Source organism: Enterobacter sp. BNK-22, from assembly GCF_048684805.1.
Classification (GTDB): domain Bacteria; phylum Pseudomonadota; class Gammaproteobacteria; order Enterobacterales; family Enterobacteriaceae; genus Enterobacter; species Enterobacter quasiroggenkampii.
The window spans coordinates 65,878-92,239 of sequence record NZ_JBLQTT010000001.1; the positions used below are offsets into that span (position 1 = coordinate 65,878).

Consider the following 26,362-nt stretch of genomic DNA (forward strand, 5'->3'; position numbering starts at 1 on the left):
ATTGGACTTTTTGAATTAATGAAACTTGCGGATAATACTTATCCGGACGACGACCAACAGGCCCCCTCAGGGCCAGGGACAAAGGATGAAACCGTTTCGCTTAGCCGCGCTCTCTCTTGCGCTGCTTACCACGTTTACGCTTGTCGGCTGTGATAACAGCGACGATAAATCTCAGGCTGCGGCTCCCGCGGCATCCACCGCATCCACACCGAAAGCCGCGGAAAAGCCAAATGCTGAAACGCTGGCTAAGCTCGCCGCCCAGAGTCAGGGAAAAGCGCTGACCCTGCTGGATGCCTCTGAAGTTCAGCTCGACGGTGCCGCCACGCTGGTGCTGACATTCTCGGTTCCGCTGAATCCCGATCAGGATTTCGCGAAAACCGTGCATGTCGTGGACAAAAAAAGCGGCAAAGTTGACGGGGCGTGGGAACTTGCGCCTAACCTGAAAGAGCTTCGCCTGCGCCATCTGGAGCCCAACCGCAACCTGGTCGTTACCGTTGAACGGGGCCTGCAGGCGCTGAACAAGGCGACGTTCGGCATTGATTATGAGAAAGCCCTGACCACCCGGGACGTTGAACCCACCGTCGGTTTTGCCAGCCGCGGCTCGCTGCTGCCGGGTAAGGTGGTGGAAGGGTTGCCGGTAATGGCGCTCAACGTCAACAATGTTGACGTCAACTTCTACCGCGTGAAGCCGGAATCGCTGGCTTCCCTTGTCAGCCAGTGGGAGTACCGTAACTCGCTGACCAACTGGGAATCCGACAACCTGCTGAAGATGGCGGAGCTGGTTTACACCGGTCGATTCGATCTTAATCCGGCGCGCAACACGCGCGAAAAATTACTGTTGCCCCTAAAGGATATTAAACCGCTCCAGCAGTCTGGCGTTTATATCGCGGTCATGAACCAGGCCGGGCACTACAACTACAGCAACGCCGCGACACTCTTTACCTTAAGCGATATTGGCCTGTCCGCTCACCGTTATCATAATCGCCTAGACATCTTCACCCAGAGTCTGGAGAACGGTGCGGCGCAGTCTGGCGTCACCGTCACCCTGTTGAACGATAAAGGGCAGACGCTTGCCGAAGCGAAAAGCGACGGCGATGGCCACGCAAAGCTTGAGACCGACAAAGAGGCCGCGCTGATCCTGGCCAGTAAAGACGGCCAGACCACGCTGCTTGACCTCAAGCTGCCGGCTCTTGATCTGGCGGAGTTTGATATCGCAGGGAGTCCGGGCTACAGCAAGCAGTTCTTTATGTTTGGCCCACGCGATCTCTACCGCCCGGGCGAAACGGTGATCCTCAACGGCCTGCTGCGCGACAGTGACGGTAAGCCACTTCCCGATCAGCCCGTGAAGCTTGACGTGCTGCGTCCGGATGGACAGATTGCACGTACCATCGTCGTCAAGCCGGAGAACGGTCTCTATCGCTTTAACTATCCGCTGGACAGCGGGGCGCAGACCGGCATGTGGCATATCCGCGCCAACACGGGCGATAACCTGCAGCGTCTGTGGGACTTCCACGTCGAAGACTTCATGCCAGAGCGCATGGCGCTCAACCTGAGCGGACAAAAAACGCCGGTTTCACCGCAGGATAACGTGGACTTTAACGTGGTCGGCTATTACCTGTATGGCGCTCCGGCCAACGGTAACTCTCTGCAGGGCCAGCTCTTCCTGCGTCCGCTGCGTGACGCGGTGGCCGCGCTGCCGGGCTTCCAGTTTGGTGATATCGCTGAAGAGAACCTGAGCCGCAGCCTGGATGAAGTGCAGCTTACGCTGGACGAGCAGGGACGTGGGCAGGTTTCTACCGAAAGCCAGTGGAAAGAGGTGCACTCTCCGCTGCAGCTGATCCTGCAGGCCAGCCTGCTGGAGTCGGGTGGTCGTCCGGTGACGCGTCGTGCTGAGCAGGCTATCTGGCCCGCAGCGGAATTGCCGGGTATCCGTCCTCAGTTCGCTAGCAAGGCGGTTTATGACTACCGCACCGATACGACCGTCAACCAACCGATTGTTGATGAGAACGGCAATGCCAGCTTCGACATCGTGTATGCCGATGCCAGCGGCGCGAAAAAGGCCGTTTCCGGGTTACAGGTTCGTCTGATTCGCGAGCGTCGGGACTACTTCTGGAACTGGTCTGAGAGCGAAGGCTGGCAGTCTCAGTTCGATCAGAAAGACCTGGTCGAAGGCGAGCAGGAGCTGACGCTTAAGGCCGATGAAACGGGTAAAGTCACCTTCCCGGTGGAGTGGGGCTCTTATCGTCTGGAGGTGAAAGCGCCTGATGAGATGGTCAGCAGCGTGCGCTTCTGGGCGGGGTACAGCTGGCAGGATAACAGCGACGGCACCGGCGCTGCACGCCCTGACCGCGTGACCTTGAAACTGGATAAGCCAGCCTATCAGCCAGGCGACACCATCAACCTGCACATTGCCGCGCCAGCCGCAGGCAAGGGCTATGCGATGATCGAGTCCAGCGAAGGGCCGCTGTGGTGGAAAGAGATCGACGTACCGGCAAACGGACTGGATCTCGCTATCCCGGTCGACAAGGCCTGGAAGCGTCACGACCTCTACCTGAGTACGCTGGTGGTACGTCCCGGAGATAAATCCAAATCCGCCACGCCGAAACGCGCGGTCGGCCTGCTGCATCTGCCGATGGGTGACGAAAATCGCCGCCTGAATATTGCGCTCGATAATCCGCAGAAAATGCGTCCGAACCAGACGCTCTCGGTGAAGGTGAAAGCCAGCGTGAAAGAGGGGGCCGTGCCGCAGAAGGTGAATGTCCTGGTATCGGCGGTGGACAGCGGCGTGCTGAATATTACCGATTACGTCACGCCGGATCCGTGGCAGGCTTTCTTTGGTCAGAAGCGTTACGGCGCGGATATCTACGATATATACGGCCAGGTTATTGAAGGGCAGGGCCGTCTGGCCGCGCTGCGCTTTGGTGGCGATGGGGATGAACTGAAGCGTGGCGGCAAACCGCCGGTGAACCACGTCACCATCATTGCCCAGCAGGCACAACCGGTCACGCTGGATGCCAACGGGGAAGGCACAATTACATTGCCGATTGGAGACTTCAACGGTGAGCTGCGTCTGATGGCGCAGGCCTGGACGGAAGAGGATTTCGGCAGCAGCGAAAGCAAGATTATCGTGGCCGCGCCGGTCATTACCGAGCTGAATACCCCGCGCTTCCTGGCAAGCGGAGATACCTCGCGGCTGACGTTGGATATCACTAACCTGACCGACCAGCCGCAAACGCTGAATATCGCTCTGAACGCGACAGGCAAACTGGCGCTGGAAGGCGCGCAGCCTCAGCCGGTTCAGCTGCCACCGGGGGCGCGCAGCACGCTGTTTATTCCGGTACGCGCGCTTGACGGTTATGGTGACGGTGAAGTGACCGCGCAGGTGACCGGCCTGCAGCTTCCGGGCGAGACCTTCGCCCCGCAGCAGAAGAGTTGGAAAATCGGCGTGCGTCCGGCGTTCCCTGCGCAGACGGTCAATACCGGTGCCATGCTGAACCCTGGCGAATCCTGGACCGCACCGGCGCAGCACAGCAACGGTTTCTCTCCTGCCACCCTGCAGGGGCAACTGCTGCTGAGCGGCAAACCACCGCTCAACCTGGCGCGCTATATTCGCGAACTGCAGGCCTATCCGTATGGATGTCTGGAGCAGACCACCAGCGGTCTGTTCCCGTCGCTCTACACCAACGCGGCGCAGCTTACGGCGCTTGGCATCAAAGGTGATACGGACGATAAACGCCGTGCCGCCATTGATATCGGCATTTCCCGTCTGCTGCAGATGCAGCGTGAAGACGGTGGGTTCGCGCTGTGGGATAAAAACGGTCCGGAAGAGTACTGGCTGACGGCCTACGTGACCGACTTCCTGGTCCGTACGGGCGAGCAGGGCTACAGCGTGCCTGCCGATGCGGTGAATAATGCCAATAGCCGGTTGCTGCGCTACCTGCAGGACCCGGGCATGATGTCTGTTCGCTACAGCGACGATACGCAGGCCAGCAAGTTCGCCGTGCAGGCCTATGCCGCGCTGGTGCTGGCACGTCAGCAAAAAGCGCCGCTGGGCGCGCTGCGTGAAATATGGGATCGTCACGCTCAGGCGGCGTCCGGCCTGCCGCTGATGCAGTTGGGCATGGCGCTCAAGCTGATGGGCGATGCCCCGCGCAGCCAGCAGGCGCTGGATCTGGCGCTCAAAACACCGCGCAACGACAGCAAAACCTGGATGGCCGATTACGGTAGCCAGCTTCGCGATAACGCGCTGATGCTCTCTCTGCTGGAGGAGTACAAACTTCTGCCGGATGCGCAAAATACGCTGCTGAATGCCCTGTCTGAGCAGGCCTTCAGCCAGCGCTGGTTGTCCACTCAGGAGAGCAATGCGCTGTTCCTGGCCGGTCGTTCGCTGCAAACCTTGTCGGGTGCGTGGCAGGCGAAAACCTCCCTGTCAGATTCCGCATCAGGTGGCGATAAAGCGCAGGTACAAAACGTGAGCGGCGACCAGCTTGGCGCGCTGCAGGTGACCAATACCGGCACTTCACCGCTGTGGGTACGCCTTGATAGCACCGGTTATCCTGACTATGCTCCTCAGCCGAGCTCGAACGTGCTGCAGGTTGAACGCCATATTCTGGCAACGGACGGCAGCACGAAATCGCTCTCTTCGCTGAAGAGCGGCGAGCTGGTGCTGGTATGGCTGGAAGTCAAAGCCAGCCAGAACGTGCCGGACGCGCTGGTGGTTGATCTCCTCCCTGCGGGTCTGGAGCTGGAAAACCAGAACCTGGCAAGCAGCAGCGCCAGCCTGCAGGACAGCGGTAGCGAAGTGCAGAACCTGCTCAGCCAGATGCAGCAGGCGGACATTCAGCATATGGAATTCCGCGACGACCGCTTTGTGGCGGCCGTGCCGGTAAATGAAGGTCAGCCGGTTACGCTGGTTTATCTGGCGCGCGCCGTGACGCCGGGAACCTACCAGGTGCCGGTTCCGATGGTCGAGTCTATGTATGTGCCGCAGTGGCGGGCAACGGGTGCGGCCAGTGGCCCGCTGATTGTTGTTCCGTAATATGCGAATGGCACGTTTGACACGCTCCCGCTGGCTGTGGCTGGCGGGAGCGCTTCTCGTTTTATGGGGGCTGATTGTCGCCGCCGACCGCCTGTGGCCGTTGCCGCTGAAAGAGGTTAACCCTGCCCGGGTGGTGGTGGATGAGAAGGGCACGCCGCTCTGGCGTTTTGCCGATAGCGACGGGATCTGGCGCTATCCGGTGACGATCGAAGAGGTCTCTCCCCGTTATCTTGAGGCGCTGATCCAGTACGAAGATCGCTGGTTCTGGGATCACCCCGGCGTAAACCCGCTTTCTGTCCTGCGCGCTGCCTGGCAGGATCTCAGTTCCGGGAAAGTCATCTCTGGCGGAAGCACACTCACCATGCAGGTCGCGCGACTGCTGGACCCGCATCCGCGCACCTTCGGCGGTAAAATTCGCCAGCTCTGGCGTGCCATGCAGCTGGAGTGGCATCTTTCCAAACGCGAAATCCTCACGCTCTATCTCAACCGCGCGCCGTTTGGCGGTACGCTGCAGGGCGTGGGAGCGGCAAGCTGGACGTATCTGGGCAAGCCGCCGTCGCAGCTCAGCTATTCCGACGCGGCGCTGCTGGCGGTGCTGCCGCAGGCACCGAGTCGTTTACGCCCGGATCGCTGGCCTGAACGGGCCGAAGCGGCGCGCAATAAAGTGCTCGACCGCATGGCGACGCAGGGCGTCTGGTCCGCAAAGCAGGTCAAAGAGTCCCGTGAAGAATCAGTATGGCTGGCGCCCCGGCAGATGCCGCAGCTGGCGCCGCTCTTTGCTCGGATGATGCTCGGTAAAAGTCGCGACACGAAAATTGTCACCACGCTGGATGCCGGACTGCAGCGGCAGCTTGAAGAGCTGGCGATGAACTGGAAATCCCGCCTGCCGGCACGCAGCTCGCTGGCGATGATCGTGGTCGATCATACCGATATGAAAGTGCGCGGCTGGGTGGGATCAGTGGATATTAACGATGACACGCGTTTTAGCCATGTGGATATGGTCAATGCGATCCGATCGCCGGGATCGGTGTTAAAACCCTTTATCTACGGCATGGCGCTGGATGATGGCCTGATCCATCCCGCCTCGCTGCTTCAGGACGTTCCCAGAAAAACCGGTGATTATCGGCCCGGGAATTTTGACAGCGGGTTTCATGGACCGGTCAGCATGAGTGAAGCGCTGGTACGCTCCCTCAACCTGCCTGCCGTTCAGGTGCTGGAAGCCTACGGACCAAAACGATTTGCCGGGATGCTGAGCAACGCAGGCCTGCCGCTGATCCTGCCTGCGGGGGCGCAGCCGAATCTGTCTCTGATCCTCGGTGGGGCAGGCGCGCGGCTGGCAGATATTGCTGCGGCCTACAGTGCTTTTGCCCGACACGGTAAGGCGGGAAGGCTGCGCCTGCAGCCAGGCGATCCGCTAACTGAACGTCCGCTGTTATCACCGGGCTCGGCGTGGATTATTCGCCGTATTCTGGCCAATGAAGCGCAGCCGCTGCCGGATAATGCGCTACCCCAGGTTGCGCCGCTGGCGTGGAAAACCGGTACCAGTTACGGCTACCGTGATGCCTGGGCCATCGGTCTGAATGCCCGTTATGTGATAGGCATCTGGACCGGACGACCGGACGGCACGCCCGTGGCGGGACAGTTTGGGTTTGCCAGCGCGGTTCCGCTATTAAACCAGGTCAATAACCTGCTTCAGTCGCGCTCAACGGTAGACGAAGCCCGTCTGCCGCGCGATCCGCGTCCGGCAAGCGTCGGGCGGGGCGTGATCTGCTGGCCGGGCGGCCAGTCGCTACCGGAAGGCAGCGAAAACTGTCGACGTCGCCTGTCTACCTGGCTGCTGGAAGGGAGTGAACCGCCCACGCTGCTCCTGCCCGAACAGGAGGGCATACGCGGGATCCGTTTCCCGGTCTGGCTGGATAAAACCGGCAAACGCGTGGCCGCAGATTGCCCGGATGCTACTGAAAAAGTGCTGGATGTCTGGCCGCTGCCGCTGGAGCCGTGGCTGCCTGCAACCGAGCGTCGTGCGGTACGGATTCCGCCTTCATCAACAACCTGTCCTCCGCTGTCGCAGGACGCACCTGCGCCACTCATTCTGACCGGCGTGCGTGAAGGGGCCGTTATTAAACGTCTGCCGGGGGAATCCCGCGTTTCGTTGCCGCTTCAGGCGACCGGCAACAGCGGTGAGCGCTGGTGGTTTTTGAACGGTGAACCGCTGGATGTGAAAGGAAGCGTTTACACATTACAGCTTGATAAGTCGGGCGATTATCAGTTACTCGTTATGGATGAGACCGGGCAGGTCGCGACGGTGAATTTTACGCTTCAGTGACCTGAAAACAGCTTTCTGATGTGAGCTGTTGCTAAAACTCGTCTTATTTTAAAAAAATGTTACCTGAATCCATAGGCAATGGCGCCATTGCTCATTATAATCCGCGCCACACCATACTCAGGTATGCAAAACAACAGAACATTGACAGAGGTTATCATGGCTATTGAACGTACTTTTTCCATCATCAAACCAAACGCGGTGGCAAAAAACGTTATTGGCAGCATCTTCGCTCGCTTTGAATCTGCAGGGTTCAAAATTGTTGGCACCAAAATGCTGCACCTGACCGTTGAGCAGGCGCGCGGCTTCTACGCTGAGCACGAAGGTCGCCCATTCTTTGACGGCCTGGTTGAGTTCATGACCTCCGGTCCAATCGTGGTATCCGTACTGGAAGGCGAAAACGCCGTACAGCGTCACCGCGATCTGCTGGGTGCAACCAACCCGGACAACGCGCTGGCAGGAACTCTGCGCGCTGACTACGCTGACAGCTTCACCGAGAACGGCACCCACGGTTCTGACTCTGTTGAATCTGCTGCACGCGAAATCGCATTCTTCTTCGCTGAAGGCGAAGTGTGTCCACGTACCCGTTAATTTAACGGTTTCGTTTACACATTATTTTCGTAAATGCCGCGTCCAGACGTGGCATCCCTGCGCCAGACTTTGTACAATGCAACGCCCCGGACGAGCAGACCGCTTTCCGGGGCGTTTCTATTCAACCCTCCATGGGCCATAACGTGTAACAACGAGGCCGGTAAATATTATGTCTGAATTAGTGAATACCTCCGAAGTCGCCATTCCTGCGGTTCCCAATAAAAATGGAAAAATCAACCTGCTGGATCTGAACCGTCAGCAGATGCGCGAGTTCTTCAAAGAGATGGGCGAAAAGCCGTTTCGTGCCGATCAGGTCATGAAGTGGATGTACCATTACTGCAGCGACAATTTTGATGACATGACTGACATCAACAAGGTCCTGCGCAATAAGCTCAAAGAAGTGGCTGAAATCCGCGCCCCGGAAGTAGTGGAAGAGCAGCGCTCCGCGGATGGCACCATCAAATGGGCGATTGCAGTCGGCGATCAGCGCGTTGAAACCGTCTACATTCCGGAAGAAGACCGCGCGACGCTGTGTGTCTCCTCCCAGGTTGGCTGTGCGCTGGAGTGCAAATTCTGCTCAACCGCGCAGCAAGGCTTTAACCGTAACCTGCGTGTTTCAGAAATTATCGGCCAGGTCTGGCGTGCTGCGAAAATCGTAGGCGCGGCAAAAGTGACCGGCACTCGCCCAATCACCAACGTGGTGATGATGGGGATGGGTGAACCGCTGCTGAACCTGACCAACGTCGTTCCGGCGATGGAAATCATGCTGGATGACTTTGGCTTTGGTCTGTCCAAGCGTCGCGTCACGCTGTCGACCTCAGGCGTTGTGCCTGCGCTGGACAAGCTCGGCGATATGATTGACGTCGCGCTGGCGATCTCCCTGCACGCGCCAAACGATGAAATTCGTGACGAAATTGTGCCAATCAACAAAAAGTACAATATCGAAACCTTCCTCGCTGCCGTACGTCGCTATCTGGAGAAATCCAACGCCAACCAGGGTCGCGTCACTATCGAGTACGTGATGCTGGACCACGTCAACGACGGTACCGAACATGCGCATCAGCTGGCTGAACTGCTGAAAGATACGCCGTGCAAAATCAACCTGATCCCATGGAACCCGTTCCCGGGCGCGCCGTATGGCCGTAGCTCGAACAGCCGTATCGACCGTTTCTCCAAGGTACTGATGGAGTATGGTTTCACCACCATCGTGCGTAAAACGCGTGGTGATGATATTGATGCCGCATGTGGACAGCTGGCTGGTGATGTCATTGACCGTACCAAGCGCACCCTGCGTAAACGCATGCAGGGCGAGACGATCGCGGTTAAAGCTGTTTGATTATTATGCACTCGCGGCGCATTATCTGCGCCGTGAGACATAACCTTACTGAATAATCAGTCAGATTCGTGAAGACTGATCAATAATTACGGTGCGTTTCATCCGACTTTCGGGCAGTATGTAACGACGTAACAACAGTTTAGCCGTACGGGCAGGGCTGTACTGTCATCTCCGGGCTGACAGTCTTATACTCTCTGTTCAAGGTTAACTGACCAGAAGTTTCGCGGTGCGGGTGGCATTGTGACTCACCGGCGCCTGAACCCTTATTTTTCACGTACCAGTAGTTGTAGCGAATGAATACTGAAGCCACTCACGACCAACATGAAGCACTCTCCACTGGCGTTCGTCTTCGCAACGCCCGTGAACAACTCGGACTCAGCCAGCAAGCCGTTGCGGAACGCTTGTGCCTGAAGGTTTCCACGGTTCGCGATATTGAAGAAGATAAGGCGCCTGCCGATCTGGCTTCAACGTTCTTGCGCGGTTATATCCGCTCTTACGCAAAACTGGTTCACATCCCCGAAAACGAATTACTGCCAATGATGGAGAAGCAGGCGCCGGTCCGTGCAGCAAAAGTTGCGCCGATGCAGACCTTCTCCCTGGGGAAACGTCGTAAAAAACGTGATGGCTGGCTGATGAGCTTTACCTGGCTGGTGCTGTTTGTGGTGGTCGGTCTGACCGGTGCATGGTGGTGGCAAAACCACAAGGCGCAGCAGGAAGAGATCACCACCATGGCCGATCAATCCTCCGCCGAACTCAACCAGGCCGGAAATGATAACGCCCAGAGCGTGCCGCTGAATACCGACGGTGCGGCGTCCTCCAGCGAGCCACAGACCGCAGCGCCAGACGCGTCAGCAACCGGTGCTGTGCAGGCTCCGGCAGCAACGGCTAACACCGCTGCGCCTCAGGCTCAGGATCAAAACGCGGTGGTTGCCCCTTCTCAGGCAAATGTTGATACGGCGGCGAACGCGCCTGCAGTTACTCAGCCTGCAGACAATACCGCAGCGTCTCTGCCAACCAGTCCGGCGGGTACGGCGACAACAGCAGCCGACCCTAATGCGCTGGTAATGAACTTCAGCGCTGACTGCTGGCTGGAAGTGACTGACGCGACAGGTAAAAAACTTTTCAGCGGCCTGCAGCGCAAAGATGGCACGTTAAACCTAACAGGTCAGGCTCCCTATAAACTTAAAATCGGCGCTCCGGCAGCGGTACAGATCCAGTATCAAGGAAAACCTGTCGACCTGAGCCGCTTTATCAGAACTAACCAGGTTGCACGTCTTACCGTTAATGCCGAACAATCAGCAGCACAGTAACAGACGGGCAACGCGGGAGATTTTTCATGCATAACCAGGCTCCGATTCAACGTAGAAAATCGAAACGGATTTACGTTGGGAATGTGCCAATCGGCGATGGGGCACCTATCGCCGTTCAGTCGATGACCAACACGCGCACCACCGATGTGGAAGCGACGGTCAATCAAATCAAAGCATTAGAACGTGTAGGCGCGGACATTGTTCGCGTCTCCGTCCCGACTATGGATGCCGCTGAGGCGTTCAAACTGATCAAACAGCAGGTCAGCGTTCCGCTGGTGGCTGATATTCACTTCGACTACCGCATCGCACTGAAAGTGGCCGAATACGGCGTCGATTGCCTGCGTATTAACCCGGGCAACATCGGTAACGAAGAGCGTATCCGCATGGTCGTGGACTGCGCCCGCGATAAAAATATTCCTATCCGTATCGGCGTTAACGCCGGTTCGCTGGAAAAAGATCTGCAGGAAAAATACGGTGAGCCGACGCCACAGGCGCTGCTCGAATCCGCGATGCGTCACGTCGATCATCTCGATCGTCTCAACTTCGATCAGTTCAAAGTCAGCGTAAAAGCCTCCGACGTGTTCCTTGCCGTAGAATCTTACCGCCTGCTGGCAAAGCAGATCGACCAGCCTCTGCATCTCGGGATCACCGAAGCGGGCGGCCTGCGCAGCGGCTCGGTAAAATCCGCGATCGGTCTGGGGCTGCTGCTCTCTGAAGGGATCGGTGACACCCTGCGCGTCTCGCTGGCGGCCGATCCGGTCGAAGAGATCAAGGTCGGTTTCGATATCCTGAAGTCGCTGCGTATTCGCGCGCGTGGGATCAACTTCATTGCCTGCCCAACCTGTTCGCGTCAGGAGTTTGATGTGATCGGGACGGTAAATGCCCTGGAGCAACGTCTGGAAGACATTATCACCCCGATGGACGTCTCTATCATCGGCTGCGTGGTGAACGGTCCGGGTGAAGCACTGGTGTCAACACTGGGCGTGACCGGCGGTAACAAGAAAAGTGGTCTCTATGAAGATGGCGTTCGTAAAGATCGTCTGGATAATAGCGACATGATCGACCAGCTTGAAGCCCGCATCCGCGCGAAAGCCGCCATGATGGACGAGACACAGCGTATTAACGTTCAGCAGGTTGAAAAATAACGTGATGGGAAGCCGCGAGCTTCCCATGTATGATTGAACCCATTCTTTGGGTTTTTTTTGTATATAGAAAGAGAATAAACGTGGCAAAAAACATTCAAGCCATCCGCGGCATGAACGATTATCTGCCTGGCGAAACCGCCATCTGGCAGCGCATTGAAGGCACGCTGAAGCAGGTGCTCGGCAGCTACGGTTACAGCGAAATCCGTTTGCCGATTGTAGAGCAGACCCCGTTATTCAAACGCGCGATTGGTGAAGTCACCGACGTGGTTGAAAAAGAGATGTACACCTTTGAGGACCGCAACGGCGACAGCCTGACCCTGCGTCCGGAAGGGACGGCGGGCTGCGTACGCGCCGGCATCGAACATGGTCTTCTGTACAATCAGGAGCAGCGCCTGTGGTATATCGGCCCGATGTTCCGCCACGAACGTCCTCAGAAAGGGCGTTATCGCCAGTTCAATCAGTTGGGTGTGGAAGTCTTTGGCCTGCAGGGCCCCGACATCGACGCTGAACTGATTATGCTGACCGCCCGCTGGTGGCGTGCGCTCGGTATCGCCGATCACGTTTCCCTCGAGCTGAACTCTATCGGTTCTCTGGAAGCGCGCGCTAACTACCGCGATGCGCTGGTGGCGTTCCTGGAACAGCATAAAGAGAAGCTGGACGAAGACTGCAAACGTCGCATGTACAGCAACCCGCTGCGCGTTCTGGATTCCAAAAACGCAGATGTTCAGGCACTGCTGAACGATGCGCCTGCGCTGGGTGATTATCTGGATGAAGAATCTCGCGAACACTTCGCGGGCCTGTGCAAGCTGCTTGAAGCGGCTGGCATCGCCTACACCGTAAACCAGCGCCTGGTACGCGGTCTGGACTACTACAACCGTACCGTGTTTGAGTGGGTGACCACGAGCCTCGGCTCTCAGGGCACCGTGTGCGCGGGCGGTCGTTATGACGGTCTGGTTGAGCAACTTGGCGGTCGCGCAGCACCTGCTGTAGGCTTCGCGATGGGTCTTGAGCGACTTGTTTTGCTGGTTCAGGCAGTTAATCCGGAATTTAAAGCAGATTCCGTTGTCGATATATACCTGGTGGCCTCAGGCGCGGAAACGCAGTCTGCGGCAATGCAGCTTGCCGAACGCGTGCGCGATGCGCTGCCGGGCGTTAAGCTGATGACCAACCATGGCGGCGGCAACTTCAAAAAACAGTTTGCTCGTGCCGATAAGTGGGGCGCAAGTATCGCACTGGTGCTGGGTGAGTCCGAAGTGGCCAACGGCGAAGTGGTGGTGAAAGACCTGCGCTCTGGTGAGCAGACAACGGTAACGCAGGACGGCGTTGCGGCGCACTTGCGCACTCTATTGGGCTAAGGAGAAGGACTGCGTGGAAATTTACGAGAACGAACACGATCAGGTCGACGCGATTAAACGCTTCTTTGCTGAAAACGGCAAAGCGCTGGTTGTTGGGGTTATTTTAGGTGTCGGTGCGCTGGTAGGCTGGCGTTACTGGAACAATCATCAGGCGGATTCCGCGCGCGGCGCGTCCCTGTCCTATGAAAATACCGTGAGCGCAATTCGTGCCGATCAGCCGCAAACGCTGACGGCGGCAGAAAAATTTGCGGCTGACAACAAAAACACCTACGGTGCACTGGCTGCGCTGGAAGTGGCTCAGCAGTACGTTGATAAGAACGAACTGGATAAAGCCGTAGCACAGCTGTCTCAGGGCCTTGCTGCCGCCAGTGATGAAAACCTGAAAGCGGTGATCAATCTGCGCCTGGCACGTATTCAGGTTCAGCAGAAGAAAGCTGACGATGCGCTGAAAACGCTCGATACCATCAAAGGCGAAGGCTTTGCTGCCATCGTTGCCGATCTGCGCGGTGAAGCACTGCTGAGCAAAGGTGACAAAGCGGGCGCGCGTAAAGCGTGGCAAGCTGGCGTAGAGAGCAATGCTTCACCTGCGCTGAGCGAAATGATGCAGATGAAAATAAATAATTTGTCCGTCTGAGAGGGACCCGATGCAATTGCGTAAATTACTTCTGCCAGGACTGCTTTCTGTTACGTTATTGAGTGGTTGTTCACTGTTCAGTGGCGAAGAAGACGTTGTGAAAATGTCCCCACTGCCGACGGTTGAAAACCAGTTTACCCCATCCACCGCGTGGGATGTCTCCGTGGGCAATGGGATTGGTGATTTCTATTCCAACCTTCATCCAGCGTATGCAGACAGCGTTGTCTATGCGGCTGACCGCAAAGGTACCGTGAAAGCGGTGAACGCGGATGACGGAAAAGAAGTGTGGTCCGTTAACCTGGCGGAAAAAGACGGCTGGTTCTCCCGTAAGCCGGCACTGCTGTCTGGCGGCCTGACCGTTGCCGGTGGCCACGTCTACGTGGGCAGCGAAAAAGCGCAGGTTTATGCCCTGAACAGCAGCGACGGCTCCATTGCCTGGCAAACAACCGTGGCGGGTGAATCCCTGTCGCGTCCGGTAGTGAGCGACGGCCTGGTGCTGATTCATACCAGCAACGGCCAGCTGCAGGCGCTGAACGAAGCGGACGGTCTGGTGAAATGGACCGTTAACCTGGATATGCCTGCGCTCTCTCTGCGTGGCGAATCTGCCCCGGCTACCGCATTTGGTGCTGCCATTGTGGGCGGTGACAACGGTCGCGTGAGCGCCGTGCTGATGCAGCAGGGCCAGATGATCTGGCAGCAGCGTATCTCTCAGGCCACAGGCTCAACGGAAATTGACCGTCTGAGCGACGTGGACACAACGCCGGTCATCGTTAACGGTGTGGTTTACGCGCTGGCCTACAACGGCAACCTGACCGCGCTGGATCTGCGCAGCGGCCAGATCATGTGGAAACGTGAGCTGGGCTCGGTAAATGATTTCATCGTTGAGGGTAACCGCATCTATATGGTTGACCAGAACGACCGTCTGCTGGCCCTGAGTACCGAAGGCGGTGTGACGCTGTGGACGCAAAGCGACCTGCTGCACCGTCTGCTGACTGCGCCAGCGCTGTACAACGGTAGCCTGGTTGTGGGCGACAGCGAAGGGTATATGCACTGGATCGATCCGGATAACGGCCGCTTTGTTGCGCAGCAAAAAGTCGACAGCTCCGGTTTCCTGACCGACCCGGTTGTGGCCGACGGCAAACTGCTGATTCAGGCAAAAGACGGCACGCTGTACGCGATCACGCGTTAATTACCCGGCGGTTGTAGTATACTAAACGGCTCCTGTTCACTCAGGAGCCGTTTTGACATTTTTAAAAACGCCGCGAAAGCGACGTTATTTTGAATTTTATGAGGCTTCAAACATGGTACCTGTGGTCGCGCTTGTCGGGCGCCCTAACGTTGGAAAATCCACTCTTTTTAACCGTTTAACACGCACCCGTGATGCGCTGGTTGCGGATTTCCCGGGGCTGACGCGTGACCGTAAGTACGGTCGTGCAGAGGTGGAAGGACGCGAGTTCATCTGTATTGATACCGGTGGTATTGACGGCACAGAAGACGGCGTGGAAACCCGCATGGCGGAACAGTCGCTGCTGGCGATTGAAGAAGCGGACGTGGTGCTGTTCATGGTGGATGCACGCGCTGGCCTGATGCCGGCGGACTCCGCAATCGCTAAACACCTGCGTTCACGCGAAAAACCAACCTTTCTGGTGGCGAACAAAACTGACGGCATCGATGCCGATCAGGCCATCGCGGATTTCTGGTCTCTGGGCCTGGGTGAAATCTATCCTATCGCGGCGTCCCATGGCCGTGGCGTTACCAGCCTGCTGGAAACCGTTCTGCTGCCGTGGGTTGACGAAGTGAACCCGCCGGAAGAGGTGGACGAAGACGCTGAATACTGGGCGCAGTTTGAAGACGGAGAAGAGGGCGAAGAAGAAGAACCTGAAGACGACTTCAACCCGCAGGATCTGCCGATCAAGCTGGCTATCGTGGGCCGTCCAAACGTAGGTAAGTCTACACTTACTAACCGTATTCTGGGTGAAGAGCGCGTGGTCGTTTACGACATGCCGGGCACCACCCGCGACAGTATCTACATCCCGATGCAGCGCGATGAGCGTGAGTATGTCCTCATCGATACCGCCGGGGTGCGTAAGCGCGGGAAAATCACCGATGTGGTGGAAAAATTCTCCGTTATCAAAACCCTGCAGGCGATCGAAGATGCCAACGTCGTGCTGCTGGTTATCGACGCACGCGAAGGGATCTCCGATCAGGACCTCTCTCTGCTCGGCTTTATCCTCAATAGTGGGCGCTCACTGGTTATCGTGGTCAACAAATGGGATGGCCTGAGCAACGAGGTTCGTGAGCAGGTGAAAGAGACCCTCGACTTCCGTCTGGGCTTTATCGACTTTGCTCGCGTACACTTCATCTCTGCGCTACACGGCAGCGGCGTGGGTAACCTGTTCGAATCCGTGCGCGAAGCTTACGACAGCTCCACCCGTCGTCAGAGCACCGCCATGCTGACTCGTATTATGAATATGGCTGCGGAAGACCATCAGCCGCCGCTTGTGCGCGGTCGTCGCGTGAAGCTGAAATACGCCCACGCCGGTGGTTATAACCCACCAATCGTGGTGATTCACGGTAACCAGGTGAAAGACCTGCCGGATTCCTACAAGCGCTACCTGATGAACTACTTCCGTAAATCGCTGGACGTGATGGGCACGCCTATCCGTATTCAGTTCAAGGAAGGGGAAAACCCGTTCGCCAACAAGCGCAACACCCTGACGCCAAACCAGATGCGTAAGCGTCAGCGTCTGATTAAGCACATTAAGAAAAGCAAATAAGCTTTGCTGCTCTCACGAAAGCCCGCGATGATCGCGGGTTTTTTTTGCCCAATCATACCGCCGGTTTTCCCTGTGTGAAGTCAATCACTATTCACTTTTAACCATGTTTAAATCTAAGAAAGTAGACAATCGTCGAATTTTCATCTTAAAGTCCAGGGTCCGGTACTAGACAAAACTAGCGCCTGGTTATCAAATGGTTAACCAACTTTTCGCCGCATGTAAAAAATCGGCCAGATACGTAACTGGCCGGCGTACCTGCTGGTGTTTACAAGCACGACGACATATCTTTCGGGAGAATTATGCAATCCTCTGTTAATCAAAAAGAAAGCCGAACGTTCTTCGGCCATCCTTATCCGCTCGGTTCCCTGTTCTTCACCGAGATGTGGGAGCGTTTCTCGTTTTACGGCATTCGTCCGTTACTGATCCTGTTTATGGCCGCCACCGTCTATGACGGCGGGATGGGCCTGGCGCGTGAAAACGCCTCGGCGATTGTCGGTATCTTTGCCGGTACCATGTACCTGGCTGCGCTGCCGGGCGGCTGGCTGGCGGATAACTGGCTCGGTCAGCAGAGAGCCGTCTGGTACGGTTCGATCCTGATTGCGCTCGGTCACCTGTCGATTGCGCTCTCGGCGGTGATGGGCAACAACCTGTTCTTTATCGGACTGATGTTCATCGTGCTCGGCTCCGGGCTGTTCAAGACCTGTATTTCGGTGATGGTCGGTACCCTGTATAAAAAAGGCGACGCGCGTCGCGACGGCGGCTTCTCGCTGTTCTATATGGGTATCAACATGGGCTCGTTCATCGCGCCGCTGATTTCCGGCTGGCTGATTAAAACCCACGGCTGGCACTGGGGCTTTGGCATTGGCGGTATCGGGATGCTGGTGGCGCTGATTATCTTCCGCGTGTTTGCCGTTCCGGCCATGAAACGCTATGACGGCGAAGTCGGCCTCGACTCCACCTGGAACAGCCCGGTGGTGAAGCGTAACGGCGTGGGCGTTTGGCTGCTGGCGTTGGCGGCAGGCGTGGCAACGCTCGTGACGCTGATTGCGCAGGGCGTGATTGTGATTAACCCGGTCGCGGTAGCCAGCGTGCTGGTCTACGTGATTGCGGCGTCCGTGGCCCTCTACTTTATCTATCTGTTTGTCTTTGCGGGCCTGAACCGTAAAGAGCGCGCCAGACTGCTGGTCTGCTTTATTCTGCTGATCTCCGCGGCGTTCTTCTGGTCCGCGTTTGAACAGAAGCCAACCTCGTTCAACCTGTTTGCCAACGACTACACTAACCGCATGATCGGCGATTTCGAAATCCCGGCGGTGTGGTTCCAGTCAATCAACGCCCTGTTCATCATCCTGCTGGCACCGGTATTCAGCTGGGCGTGGCCGAAGCTGGCGAGCATGAACATTCGCCCGAGCAGCATCACCAAGTTTGTTATCGGTATCCTGTGTGCCGCAGCGGGCTTTGGCCTGATGATGCTGGCGGCACAGAACGTGCTGAGCAGCGGTGGGGCGGGCGTATCGCCGTTCTGGCTGGTGGGCAGCATCCTGATGCTGACGCTCGGCGAACTGTGTCTGAGCCCGATTGGCCTGGCGACCATGACGCTGCTGGCGCCGGAGAGAATGCGCGGTCAGATGATGGGGCTGTGGTTCTGTGCCAGCGCGCTGGGTAACCTGGCGGCAGGTCTGATTGGCGGCCATGTGAAGGCCGACCAGCTGGATATGCTGCCGGATCTCTTTGCGCGCTGCTCTGTCGCGCTGCTGATTTGTGCCGCGGTACTGATCGTCCTCATTGTTCCGGTACGCCGCATGCTGGAAAATGCGCAGACTAAACCGGCAGCTAACGCCTCATAAACCTCGGGCTTGCCGGGGCGGCGTTATGCCCCGGCAATTTACTCAACGAGGTAAGAACATGCTGTTAGGGTTTGTTGGTCTTGGCGCAGTCGTTGAAACAGCTTACCTGCCCGCAATACGAAAATGCTTTGATAATCTCCCTCACTGTTTAGGCTTTGATATCCAGCCCGTAAAACAGCCGGAGGGGGTAACGCGCTGTGCCACACTGGCTGAACTCCTCTCCCGGCCGCTTGATACCCTGTTTATTACCACGGCGTCGCTGCACCATCTTGAGGTGCTTGAACACGCTCTCGCCTCATCGGTTTCCCGCATCGTGGTTGAAAAACCGATCGTTGCCACGCTTGCCCAAATCGAAAAGCTCAACGCGCTGCTGGCAAACCCCGACGTTGCACCCCGCGTGCTTGCGCTCGATCACTGGATGGCGCGCCTCGAAACGGTGAAGCGGTCGCTGGTGGGCACTGTCTCTGACATCGTCAAAATCGACGGCTTTTTGCAGGAGCCGAGCGGATTTAACGCTGCAGGGGAGCCCATCGCGCTTAACTTTGCTACCGGCGAACCGGACACCCGTACGCTTCACCACCCGGACGGCGTGATTCTGGATATCGGTACGCACGTGCTGGCGATGCTGCGCGAAACGGTGCGTTATCTGGGCGGGAATGATGAGATGACGTTGCAGGTGGTGACGGCTAAAGACCGCCTGGGCCGCGCTATTGCCAAAGGCGACCTGACCACGGCGGAGGGCGAGGCGCATCTGCAGGGCCGCATCAGCGGCGTGCCGGTGGATCTCTGGCTTAACAAATACGCGGGACCCGCCGGCGGGCAAAAAGGCTTACGGCTCTGGTTGCGCGACGGCCGCATCATTAGCTACGACCGGCGCGGTGCGGAGGATGTGCTTGAGCAGATTGAGGGTGAGAACATTCAGCGCTGGCATATCCCCGGGACAATTTACGAGCACTGTCTTGCCGGGCATATTCTGGGCACCAACAGCCTGTTTGAACGGGATCCGTACGAGGTGAGCCGCACGACGCGCCGCCGAATCGAGGAAGTGACGCTGCTGCTGACCTTGCAGCAACAGCTGCGTGGCCCGCACTGAACGCCACGTGGTAAAATTATTGCAGACCAGAATGCTTTTAAGGAGTCACCATGACGATTACCTGCCCGGATTGCCAGGCACCGCTTGAGCCCCTGAACGGGGTGGCACACTGCGAGAGCTGTAATAAGGATATTGCGCTTGAAGCCCGCTGCCCGGAGTGCCATCAGCCACTCCAGGTCTTAAAAGCCTGCGGGGCGGTGGACTACTTCTGCCAGAACGGCCACGGTCTTATCTCTAAAAAACGCGTGGAGTTTGTTCGGGCCGAAGGTTAATCGCACACGCAGCCTTCGCCTTTCTTCCACAGCTCGACCAGCGACTCGGGCGCTTCCTGCTCCGGTACCAGCACGATGATATCGGCGTAGTGCGCCTGATTTTGCCCGGTCCAGATAATCTGGATGCGGAAATAGCGCTGGTCGCCGCTGCCGGGGGACGAGGCCTGTCCCGGCGGCTGACCGCGCGGAAAGGCCTGCTCCAGGATGCTTACCAGGCGCTGGCGCTGGGCCTCATTGAGCGAGGAGAGCGCGATGGTGCGCTGGCCGCTCAGCTTGGGAATATAGGCGACGCCGCCTTCCCGGGCCAGCTCAACCACGGCGTCATCCGTCAGTTCCGGAACCTGCATTTACAACACTCCCACCTGTTCCCAGGCTTGTTTAATGGCCGCTCCAACGTCGCCGCCGGAGCGTTTCTCTCCGTGCGCGATCGTCAGTTTTGCGAAGGCCTCAAAATCTGCATCCTGCGCCAGATTGCGATCGCAAACCGTGTCGTACCAGGCATAACCCGCTTTTTCCCAGGCGTAGCCGCCGATCGCTGTCGCGGCCAGATAAAATGCCCGGTTGGGGATGCCGGAGTTCAGATGCACGCCGCCGTTATCCTCACGCGTTTTGATGAAATCCTTCATGTGTGCAGGCTGCGGGTCTTTGCCGAGCAGCGGATCGTTGTAGGCGGTGCCCGGTTCAGACATCGAGCGCAGCCCTTTGCCGTTGATGCCTTTCGCCAGTAATCCCTCACCAATCAGCCAGTCCGCTTTATCGGCGGTTTGCTTCAGATGGTACTGCTTCACCAGTGAGCCAAACACGTCTGACAGCGATTCGTTCAGCGCGCCGGACTGCTCAAAGTAGATAAGCCCGGCTTCGGTCTCGGTCACGCCGTGGCTCAACTCATGCGCCACGACGTCTATGGCGATGGTAAAGCGGTTAAATATTTCCCCGTCGCCGTCGCCAAATACCATCTGCTGACCGTTCCAGAAGGCGTTCTGATATTCCCGGCCATAGTGAACGGTACCGGTTAAAATAAGCCCTTTATTATCGAGCGAATCGCGCTGATATTCCTTCCAGAAGAAATCATGGGTAATACCCAAATAATCGTAGGCTTCGTCCACCGCCACATCACCGTTCGACGGCTGACCTTCATAACGTACCTGCGTACCCGGTAGCTCCTGAGTTTGCTTCGCATCGTAGATGTCCCGCTCCAGCTGTCCGGCTTTATTCACGTGCGGCGCGGCGGGTTTGCCCGGCATGTGGGCCATCAGCGTCTGGACGTGGGTTAAGGTCTGGCGGGCACAGCGCTGCTGCGGTTCGGAACCGCTTTCGATAATACGACGAAGAATATACGGGGGGATCACGCTATAAAGATGGGACATGCTGCTCTCCTTATTAAAAAAGGGAATAGCAGCAGTATAGTAAGTAACCGGCGAAGAATTATCCGGTTTTACGCTGACGCGTCTTTTTCACCGGTTTAATTGATTTCACTTCGCTTTCTACCCAGCCGTCTGACAGACGCGTCGTCAGCACATCACCGGCGCTCACCTGTTTGGTTTGCTTCAGCACCTTGCCGTCTGTCGCCGTCGTCACGCTATAGCCGCGCGCCAGCGTGGAGAGGGGGCTAACCGCTTCAAGGTGGGTCACCGCATTGCCAAAGCGTTCGCGGGTGGTGCTCAGTCGCGCGCGGAGAGTTTCCGCCAGACGGTACTCCAGCTGCTGAATCCGCGTTTGCGCGCGATAAATTTTCGGCTGCGGGTTCTGCTGGTTCAGACGCTGCGTCACGCGCTGTTGGCGCGACACCGCGCGCTTGATCTGCGTGTCCATCGCCACGTTCATGCGCTGGCGCAGACGCTCCAGCACGGTTTGCTGACGCGCCAGACGCAGCTGCGGATGTTGCTGCTGGAGACGGTGATGAAGCTGGGTAAAGCGCCGGGTCCGATTGGCGAGGTAGTAGTCCATCGCCATCTCAAGACGCTGCTGTGCACTCTGGATCTGACGCAGCAGCTCCAGCTGGTTGCGGCTGACCACCTCTGCCGCCGCGGACGGCGTCGGCGCGCGGAGATCCGCGACAAAATCGGCGATCGTCACGTCCGTTTCGTGGCCGACGGCGCTCACCACGGGGATCTGACTTGCAAATATTGCCCGCGCCACGCGCTCGTCGTTAAAGCTCCACAGATCTTCCAGCGAGCCGCCGCCGCGCCCTACGATGAGCACGTCGCACTCCTGACGCGCGTTCGCCAGCTCAATGGCGCGCACAATTTGGCCCGGCGCATCGTCACCCTGAACAGCGGTCGGGTAGATGATGACGGGCAGGGAAGGGTCGCGACGCTTCAGGACGTGCAAAATATCGTGCAGTGCCGCACCGGTTTTCGAGGTGATGACACCCACGCAGTGGGCAGGCGAGGGCAGCGGCTTTTTGAACTGCTGGTCGAAAAGTCCCTCTTCGGAGAGCTTCGCCTTTAACTGTTCGTACTTTTGCTGCAGCAGGCCTTCGCCCGCAGGCTGCATGCTCTCGACGATAATTTGATAATCACCGCGCGGCTCATACAGGGTGATATTGGCGCGCACCAGAACCTGCTGGCCGTGCTGAGGACGGAACGTCACGCGGCGGTTGCTGTTGCGAAACATCGCGCAGCGCACCTGGGCGGTATCGTCTTTTAGCGTAAAGTACCAGTGGCCGGAGGAGGGCTGCGTGAAGTTAGAGATTTCACCGCTGATCCAGACCTGCCCCATTTCCTGCTCAAGCAGCAAACGCACCGTCTGATTCAGGCGGCTGACGGTATAAATTGAGGGGGATTGAGAGGATAACATGTGAGCGGGATCAAATTCTAAATCAGCAAGTTATTCAGTCGATAGTAACCTGCTGAGAGGCAATCGCAAGCTTTTTTATAAAAAAGTGTAGATGCAATCGGTTACGCTCTGTATAATGCCACGGCAATATTTAACCACCCAGGTCAGAGATATTGCCCATGCTACGTATCGCTAAAGAAGCACTGACGTTTGACGACGTCCTCCTCGTTCCCGCTCACTCCACTGTTCTGCCGAATACTGCCGATCTCAGCACGCAGTTGACGAAAACCATTCGCCTGAACATTCCTATGCTCTCTGCGGCAATGGACACCGTGACTGAAGCGCGCCTGGCTATTGCCCTGGCACAGGAAGGTGGCATTGGCTTTATTCACAAAAACATGTCTATCGAACGTCAGGCGGAAGAAGTTCGCCGCGTGAAGAAACATGAATCCGGTATCGTGTCCGATCCACAGACCGTTCTGCCAACCACCACCCTGCACGAAGTGAAAGCCCTGACCGAGCGTAACGGCTTCGCCGGTTACCCGGTGGTGACCGAAGAGAACGAGCTGGTCGGTATTATTACCGGTCGTGACGTGCGTTTCGTGACTGACCTGAACCAGCCTGTCAGCGTGTACATGACGCCAAAAGAGCGTCTGGTCACCGTTCGCGAAGGTGAAACCCGCGACGTGGTGCTGGCAAAAATGCACGAAAAACGCGTTGAAAAAGCGCTGGTTGTTGACAGCAACTTCCACCTGCGCGGCATGATCACCGTTAAAGATTTCCAGAAAGCAGAACGCAAACCGAACGCCTGTAAAGACGAGCATGGCCGTCTGCGCGTTGGCGCTGCGGTAGGCGCAGGTGCCGGTAACGAAGAGCGCGTTGACGCGCTGGTTGCTGCGGGCGTTGACGTCCTGCTGATTGACTCCTCTCACGGCCACTCCGAAGGCGTGCTGCAGCGTATTCGCGACACCCGTGCCAAATACCCTGACCTGCAGATCATCGGCGGTAACGTGGCCACTGGCGCAGGCGCTCGCGCGCTGGCTGACGCTGGCTGCAGCGCGGTGAAAGTGGGTATCGGTCCTGGCTCTATCTGTACCACGCGTATCGTGACCGGCGTGGGCGTTCCGCAGATCACCGCGGTGTCTGACGCGGTTGAGGCCCTGGAAGGCACCGGTATTCCGGTTATCGCTGACGGCGGTATCCGCTTCTCTGGCGACATCGCGAAAGCGATCGCTGCGGGCGCCGCTGCTGTGATGGTAGGCTCCATGCTGGCCGGTACCGAAGAATCCCCGGGTGAAATCGAACTCTACCAGGGCCGTTCTTACAAATCCTACCGCGGCATGGGCTCCCTGGGCGCGATGTCCAAAGGTTCCTCTGACCGTTACTTCCAGACCGATAACGCTGCTGACAAACTGGTGCCGGAAGGTATCGAAGGTCGCGTTGCCTATAAAGGCCGTCTGAAAGAGATCATCCACCAGCAGATGGGCGGCCTGCGCTCCTGTATGGGTCTGACCGGCTGTGGTACCATTGACCTGCTGCGTACTAAAGCGGAATTCGTACGCATCAGCGGTGCGGGTATCCAGGAGAGCCACGTTCACGACGTGACGATCACCAAAGAGTCCCCGAACTATCGTCTGGGCTCCTGATTTTTCTTCGCCCGACCTCGTGTCGGGCGATTTATTTCATCTGTTTCACTTGCCTCGGAATTAGCGTCAATGACGGAAAACATTCATAAACATCGCATTCTCATCCTGGACTTCGGTTCGCAGTACACTCAGCTGGTGGCGCGTCGCGTACGTGAACTGGGCGTTTACTGTGAACTGTGGGCGTGGGATGTCACGGAAGCACAGATTCGCGAATTCAATCCAAGCGGCATCATCCTGTCCGGCGGCCCGGAAAGCACCACCGAAGAGAACAGCCCGCGCGCGCCGCAGTACGTGTTCGAAGCTGGCGTGCCGGTATTCGGCGTCTGCTACGGCATGCAGACCATGGCCATGCAGCTGGGTGGCCACGTAGAAGGCTCCAGCGAGCGCGAGTTCGGCTATGCGCAGGTTGAAGTGGTTAACGACAGCGCGCTGGTGCGCGGTATCGAAGACTCCCTGACCGCAGACGGCAAACCGCTTCTGGACGTGTGGATGAGCCACGGCGACAAAGTCACCGCTATCCCGTCTGACTTCGTGACCGTTGCCAGCACCGAAAGCTGCCCGTTTGCCATCATGGCGAACGAAGAAAAACGCTTCTACGGCGTGCAGTTCCACCCGGAAGTAACCCACACCCGTCAGGGTATGCGTATGCTGGAGCGCTTCGTGCGCGACATCTGCCAGTGTGAAGCCCTGTGGACCCCGGCAAAAATCATCGACGACGCCGTTGAGCGTATCCGCCAGCAGGTTGGCGATGACAAAGTGATCCTCGGCCTCTCCGGCGGCGTGGACTCCTCCGTGACCGCGATGCTGCTGCACCGCGCTATCGGCAAAAACCTGACCTGCGTCTTCGTGGACAACGGCCTGCTGCGTCTGAACGAAGCCCAGCAGGTTATGGACATGTTTGGCGACCACTTCGGTCTGAACATCGTTCACGTGGAAGGCGAGCAGCGCTTCCTGGACGCGCTGAAAGGCGAGAACGATCCGGAAGCAAAACGTAAGATCATCGGTCGCGTGTTCGTGGAAGTGTTCGACGAAGAAGCGCTGAAGCTGGACGACGTGAAGTGGCTGGCGCAGGGCACCATCTACCCTGACGTTATCGAGTCTGCGGCCTCCGCCACCGGTAAAGCGCACGTTATCAAATCTCACCACAACGTGGGCGGCCTGCCGAAAGAGATGAAGATGGGGCTGGTTGAGCCGCTGCGCGAGCTGTTCAAAGACGAAGTGCGTAAGATCGGTCTGGAACTGGGTCTGCCGTACGACATGCTCTACCGTCACCCGTTCCCGGGTCCGGGTCTGGGCGTGCGCGTGCTGGGCGAAGTGAAGAAAGAGTACTGCGACCTGCTGCGTCGTGCGGACGCGATCTTCATCGAAGAGCTGCACAAAGCTGACCTGTACAACAAGGTAAGCCAGGCGTTCACCGTGTTCCTGCCGGTTCGCTCCGTCGGTGTGATGGGCGATGGCCGTAAGTACGACTGGGTAGTTTCCCTGCGTGCGGTGGAAACCATCGACTTCATGACCGCGCACTGGGCGCACCTGCCGTATGACTTCCTGGGCCGCGTGTCTAACCGCATCATCAACGAAGTGAACGGTATTTCCCGCGTGGTGTATGACATCAGCGGTAAGCCACCGGCTACGATTGAGTGGGAATGATTTCCCAACCGGATACGTTGGTACTAACAGGTTCTAAATTATCTCTAAGCCCGCGGATTGCGGGCTTTTTTTTGGGCCATGGCTGGCAACATCATGTCAGGTGAGTGCCAGGTGCGGGCGCAACGTAATGCTATCCATTAAATCCTTATTCGATGCGTTCCACATTTGGATGACGATCGGTTGCGGATTCATGGAAAATGTCACCCAGCCAGCCGGCAATCTCGCCTTCAGTCATATCGTCAGGAATAGCGATGTCATAGAGTCGAGAAAACTTTCTCTCCGTCAGGTCAGCACGAAATACCAGCCACCGATCATGCTTACGTTGAACGCCAATATGCCGTCCAAAAACGTTATATATCAGCATATGCAATCTCCGATCATGCTAGTGAGTTCCTGTATCTATGATACATACGTCAGATCAGGCCAGAGTGTAAAGTGTACAAAGATGAAAGGTCAGCGTTCGCATCTCGCTCACAGTGGACATCATGCTTCTGTATCTGCTCTGTCTGCTCTGTGCCTGCAGCAGACGCTGCAGTATATTCCACTTTCGGCTCGAATCGGACTGAGGTAACG

The 26,362-nt window shown here is 57.4% G+C and carries 19 protein-coding genes; 15 read left to right on the forward strand and 4 right to left on the reverse strand.

Annotated features, from left to right (window positions below; translation table 11 throughout):
• The first annotated feature begins 85 nt into the window (after window positions 1-85).
• From ACMGGE_RS00320 to ACMGGE_RS00380, 13 genes are all read left to right on the forward strand, one after another.
• Complete coding sequence (locus ACMGGE_RS00320) at window positions 86-5,038, forward strand: alpha-2-macroglobulin family protein (protein WP_420293226.1); 4,953 nt, start codon at window positions 86-88, stop codon at window positions 5,036-5,038.
• Between the two features lies 1 nt (window position 5,039).
• Complete coding sequence (gene pbpC, locus ACMGGE_RS00325; protein WP_248225913.1) at window positions 5,040-7,364, forward strand: peptidoglycan glycosyltransferase PbpC; 2,325 nt, start codon at window positions 5,040-5,042, stop codon at window positions 7,362-7,364.
• 156 nt (window positions 7,365-7,520) lie between these two features.
• The gene (ndk, locus tag ACMGGE_RS00330; protein WP_003860625.1) at window positions 7,521-7,952 is read left to right on the forward strand and encodes a nucleoside-diphosphate kinase; all 432 of its coding nucleotides are present in this window, start codon (window positions 7,521-7,523) and stop codon (window positions 7,950-7,952) included.
• A 169-nt stretch (window positions 7,953-8,121) separates the two neighbouring features.
• Complete coding sequence (locus tag ACMGGE_RS00335; RefSeq protein WP_014171168.1) at window positions 8,122-9,288, forward strand: bifunctional tRNA (adenosine(37)-C2)-methyltransferase TrmG/ribosomal RNA large subunit methyltransferase RlmN; 1,167 nt, start codon at window positions 8,122-8,124, stop codon at window positions 9,286-9,288.
• Window positions 9,289-9,581: 293 nt separating this feature from the next.
• Window positions 9,582-10,598 carry a cytoskeleton protein RodZ gene (rodZ, locus tag ACMGGE_RS00340; protein ID WP_262790640.1) on the forward strand — a complete coding sequence of 339 codons (1,017 nt, stop codon included), beginning with the start codon at window positions 9,582-9,584 and terminating at the stop codon, window positions 10,596-10,598.
• Window positions 10,599-10,624: 26 nt separating this feature from the next.
• Entirely contained in the window at window positions 10,625-11,743 is a 1,119-nt protein-coding gene (gene ispG, locus ACMGGE_RS00345) for a flavodoxin-dependent (E)-4-hydroxy-3-methylbut-2-enyl-diphosphate synthase (RefSeq protein ID WP_008502138.1), read from the forward strand.
• 80 nt (window positions 11,744-11,823) lie between these two features.
• Complete coding sequence (gene hisS, locus ACMGGE_RS00350) at window positions 11,824-13,098, forward strand: histidine--tRNA ligase (RefSeq protein WP_032622984.1); 1,275 nt, start codon at window positions 11,824-11,826, stop codon at window positions 13,096-13,098.
• A gap of 13 nt (window positions 13,099-13,111) precedes the next feature.
• On the forward strand, window positions 13,112-13,732 hold the full coding sequence (locus ACMGGE_RS00355) for a YfgM family protein (RefSeq protein ID WP_008502136.1): 621 nt from the start codon (window positions 13,112-13,114) through the stop codon (window positions 13,730-13,732).
• Between the two features lie 10 nt (window positions 13,733-13,742).
• Window positions 13,743-14,921, forward strand: a complete 1,179-nt coding sequence (gene bamB / locus ACMGGE_RS00360; protein WP_008502135.1) for an outer membrane protein assembly factor BamB — start codon at window positions 13,743-13,745, stop codon at window positions 14,919-14,921.
• 112 nt (window positions 14,922-15,033) lie between these two features.
• Window positions 15,034-16,509, forward strand: a complete 1,476-nt coding sequence (der, locus tag ACMGGE_RS00365) for a ribosome biogenesis GTPase Der (protein WP_420293227.1) — start codon at window positions 15,034-15,036, stop codon at window positions 16,507-16,509.
• Window positions 16,510-16,808: 299 nt separating this feature from the next.
• A complete protein-coding gene (locus ACMGGE_RS00370; protein WP_111967887.1) occupies window positions 16,809-18,353 on the forward strand; it encodes a peptide MFS transporter in 1,545 nt (514 codons plus the stop codon).
• Between the two features lie 58 nt (window positions 18,354-18,411).
• Window positions 18,412-19,446, forward strand: coding sequence for a Gfo/Idh/MocA family oxidoreductase (locus tag ACMGGE_RS00375; protein WP_420293228.1), 1,035 nt, complete (start codon window positions 18,412-18,414; stop codon window positions 19,444-19,446).
• 50 nt (window positions 19,447-19,496) lie between these two features.
• Entirely contained in the window at window positions 19,497-19,718 is a 222-nt protein-coding gene (locus ACMGGE_RS00380) for a zinc ribbon domain-containing protein (RefSeq protein WP_023294288.1), read from the forward strand.
• On the opposite strand, the gene ACMGGE_RS00385 is transcribed toward ACMGGE_RS00380, so the two are convergent.
• From ACMGGE_RS00385 to xseA, 3 genes are read right to left on the reverse strand one after another with little or no spacing between them, the layout of a single operon-like run.
• Complete coding sequence (locus ACMGGE_RS00385) at window positions 19,715-20,065, reverse strand: protealysin inhibitor emfourin (protein WP_021241848.1); 351 nt, start codon at window positions 20,063-20,065, stop codon at window positions 19,715-19,717. The two genes, ACMGGE_RS00380 and ACMGGE_RS00385, sit on opposite strands and share 4 nt — an antisense overlap.
• Window positions 20,066-21,085 carry a M4 family metallopeptidase gene (locus ACMGGE_RS00390; RefSeq protein WP_048029595.1) on the reverse strand — a complete coding sequence of 340 codons (1,020 nt, stop codon included), beginning with the start codon at window positions 21,083-21,085 and terminating at the stop codon, window positions 20,066-20,068.
• Between the two features lie 58 nt (window positions 21,086-21,143).
• The gene (gene xseA, locus ACMGGE_RS00395) at window positions 21,144-22,517 is read right to left on the reverse strand and encodes an exodeoxyribonuclease VII large subunit (protein ID WP_420293229.1); all 1,374 of its coding nucleotides are present in this window, start codon (window positions 22,515-22,517) and stop codon (window positions 21,144-21,146) included.
• Between the two features lie 158 nt (window positions 22,518-22,675).
• Between xseA and guaB the strand changes: the two genes are divergently transcribed.
• Window positions 22,676-24,142, forward strand: a complete 1,467-nt coding sequence (guaB, locus tag ACMGGE_RS00400; protein WP_008502128.1) for an IMP dehydrogenase — start codon at window positions 22,676-22,678, stop codon at window positions 24,140-24,142.
• Window positions 24,143-24,211: 69 nt separating this feature from the next.
• Window positions 24,212-25,789: a glutamine-hydrolyzing GMP synthase gene (gene guaA, locus ACMGGE_RS00405; RefSeq protein ID WP_008502126.1), complete on the forward strand. Its 1,578-nt coding sequence runs from the start codon at window positions 24,212-24,214 to the stop codon at window positions 25,787-25,789.
• Between the two features lie 145 nt (window positions 25,790-25,934).
• Here guaA and ACMGGE_RS00410 read toward each other — a convergent pair whose 3' ends face one another.
• Complete coding sequence (locus ACMGGE_RS00410; protein WP_045908562.1) at window positions 25,935-26,153, reverse strand: DUF7661 family protein; 219 nt, start codon at window positions 26,151-26,153, stop codon at window positions 25,935-25,937.
• Between the last annotated feature and the right edge of the window lie 209 nt (window positions 26,154-26,362).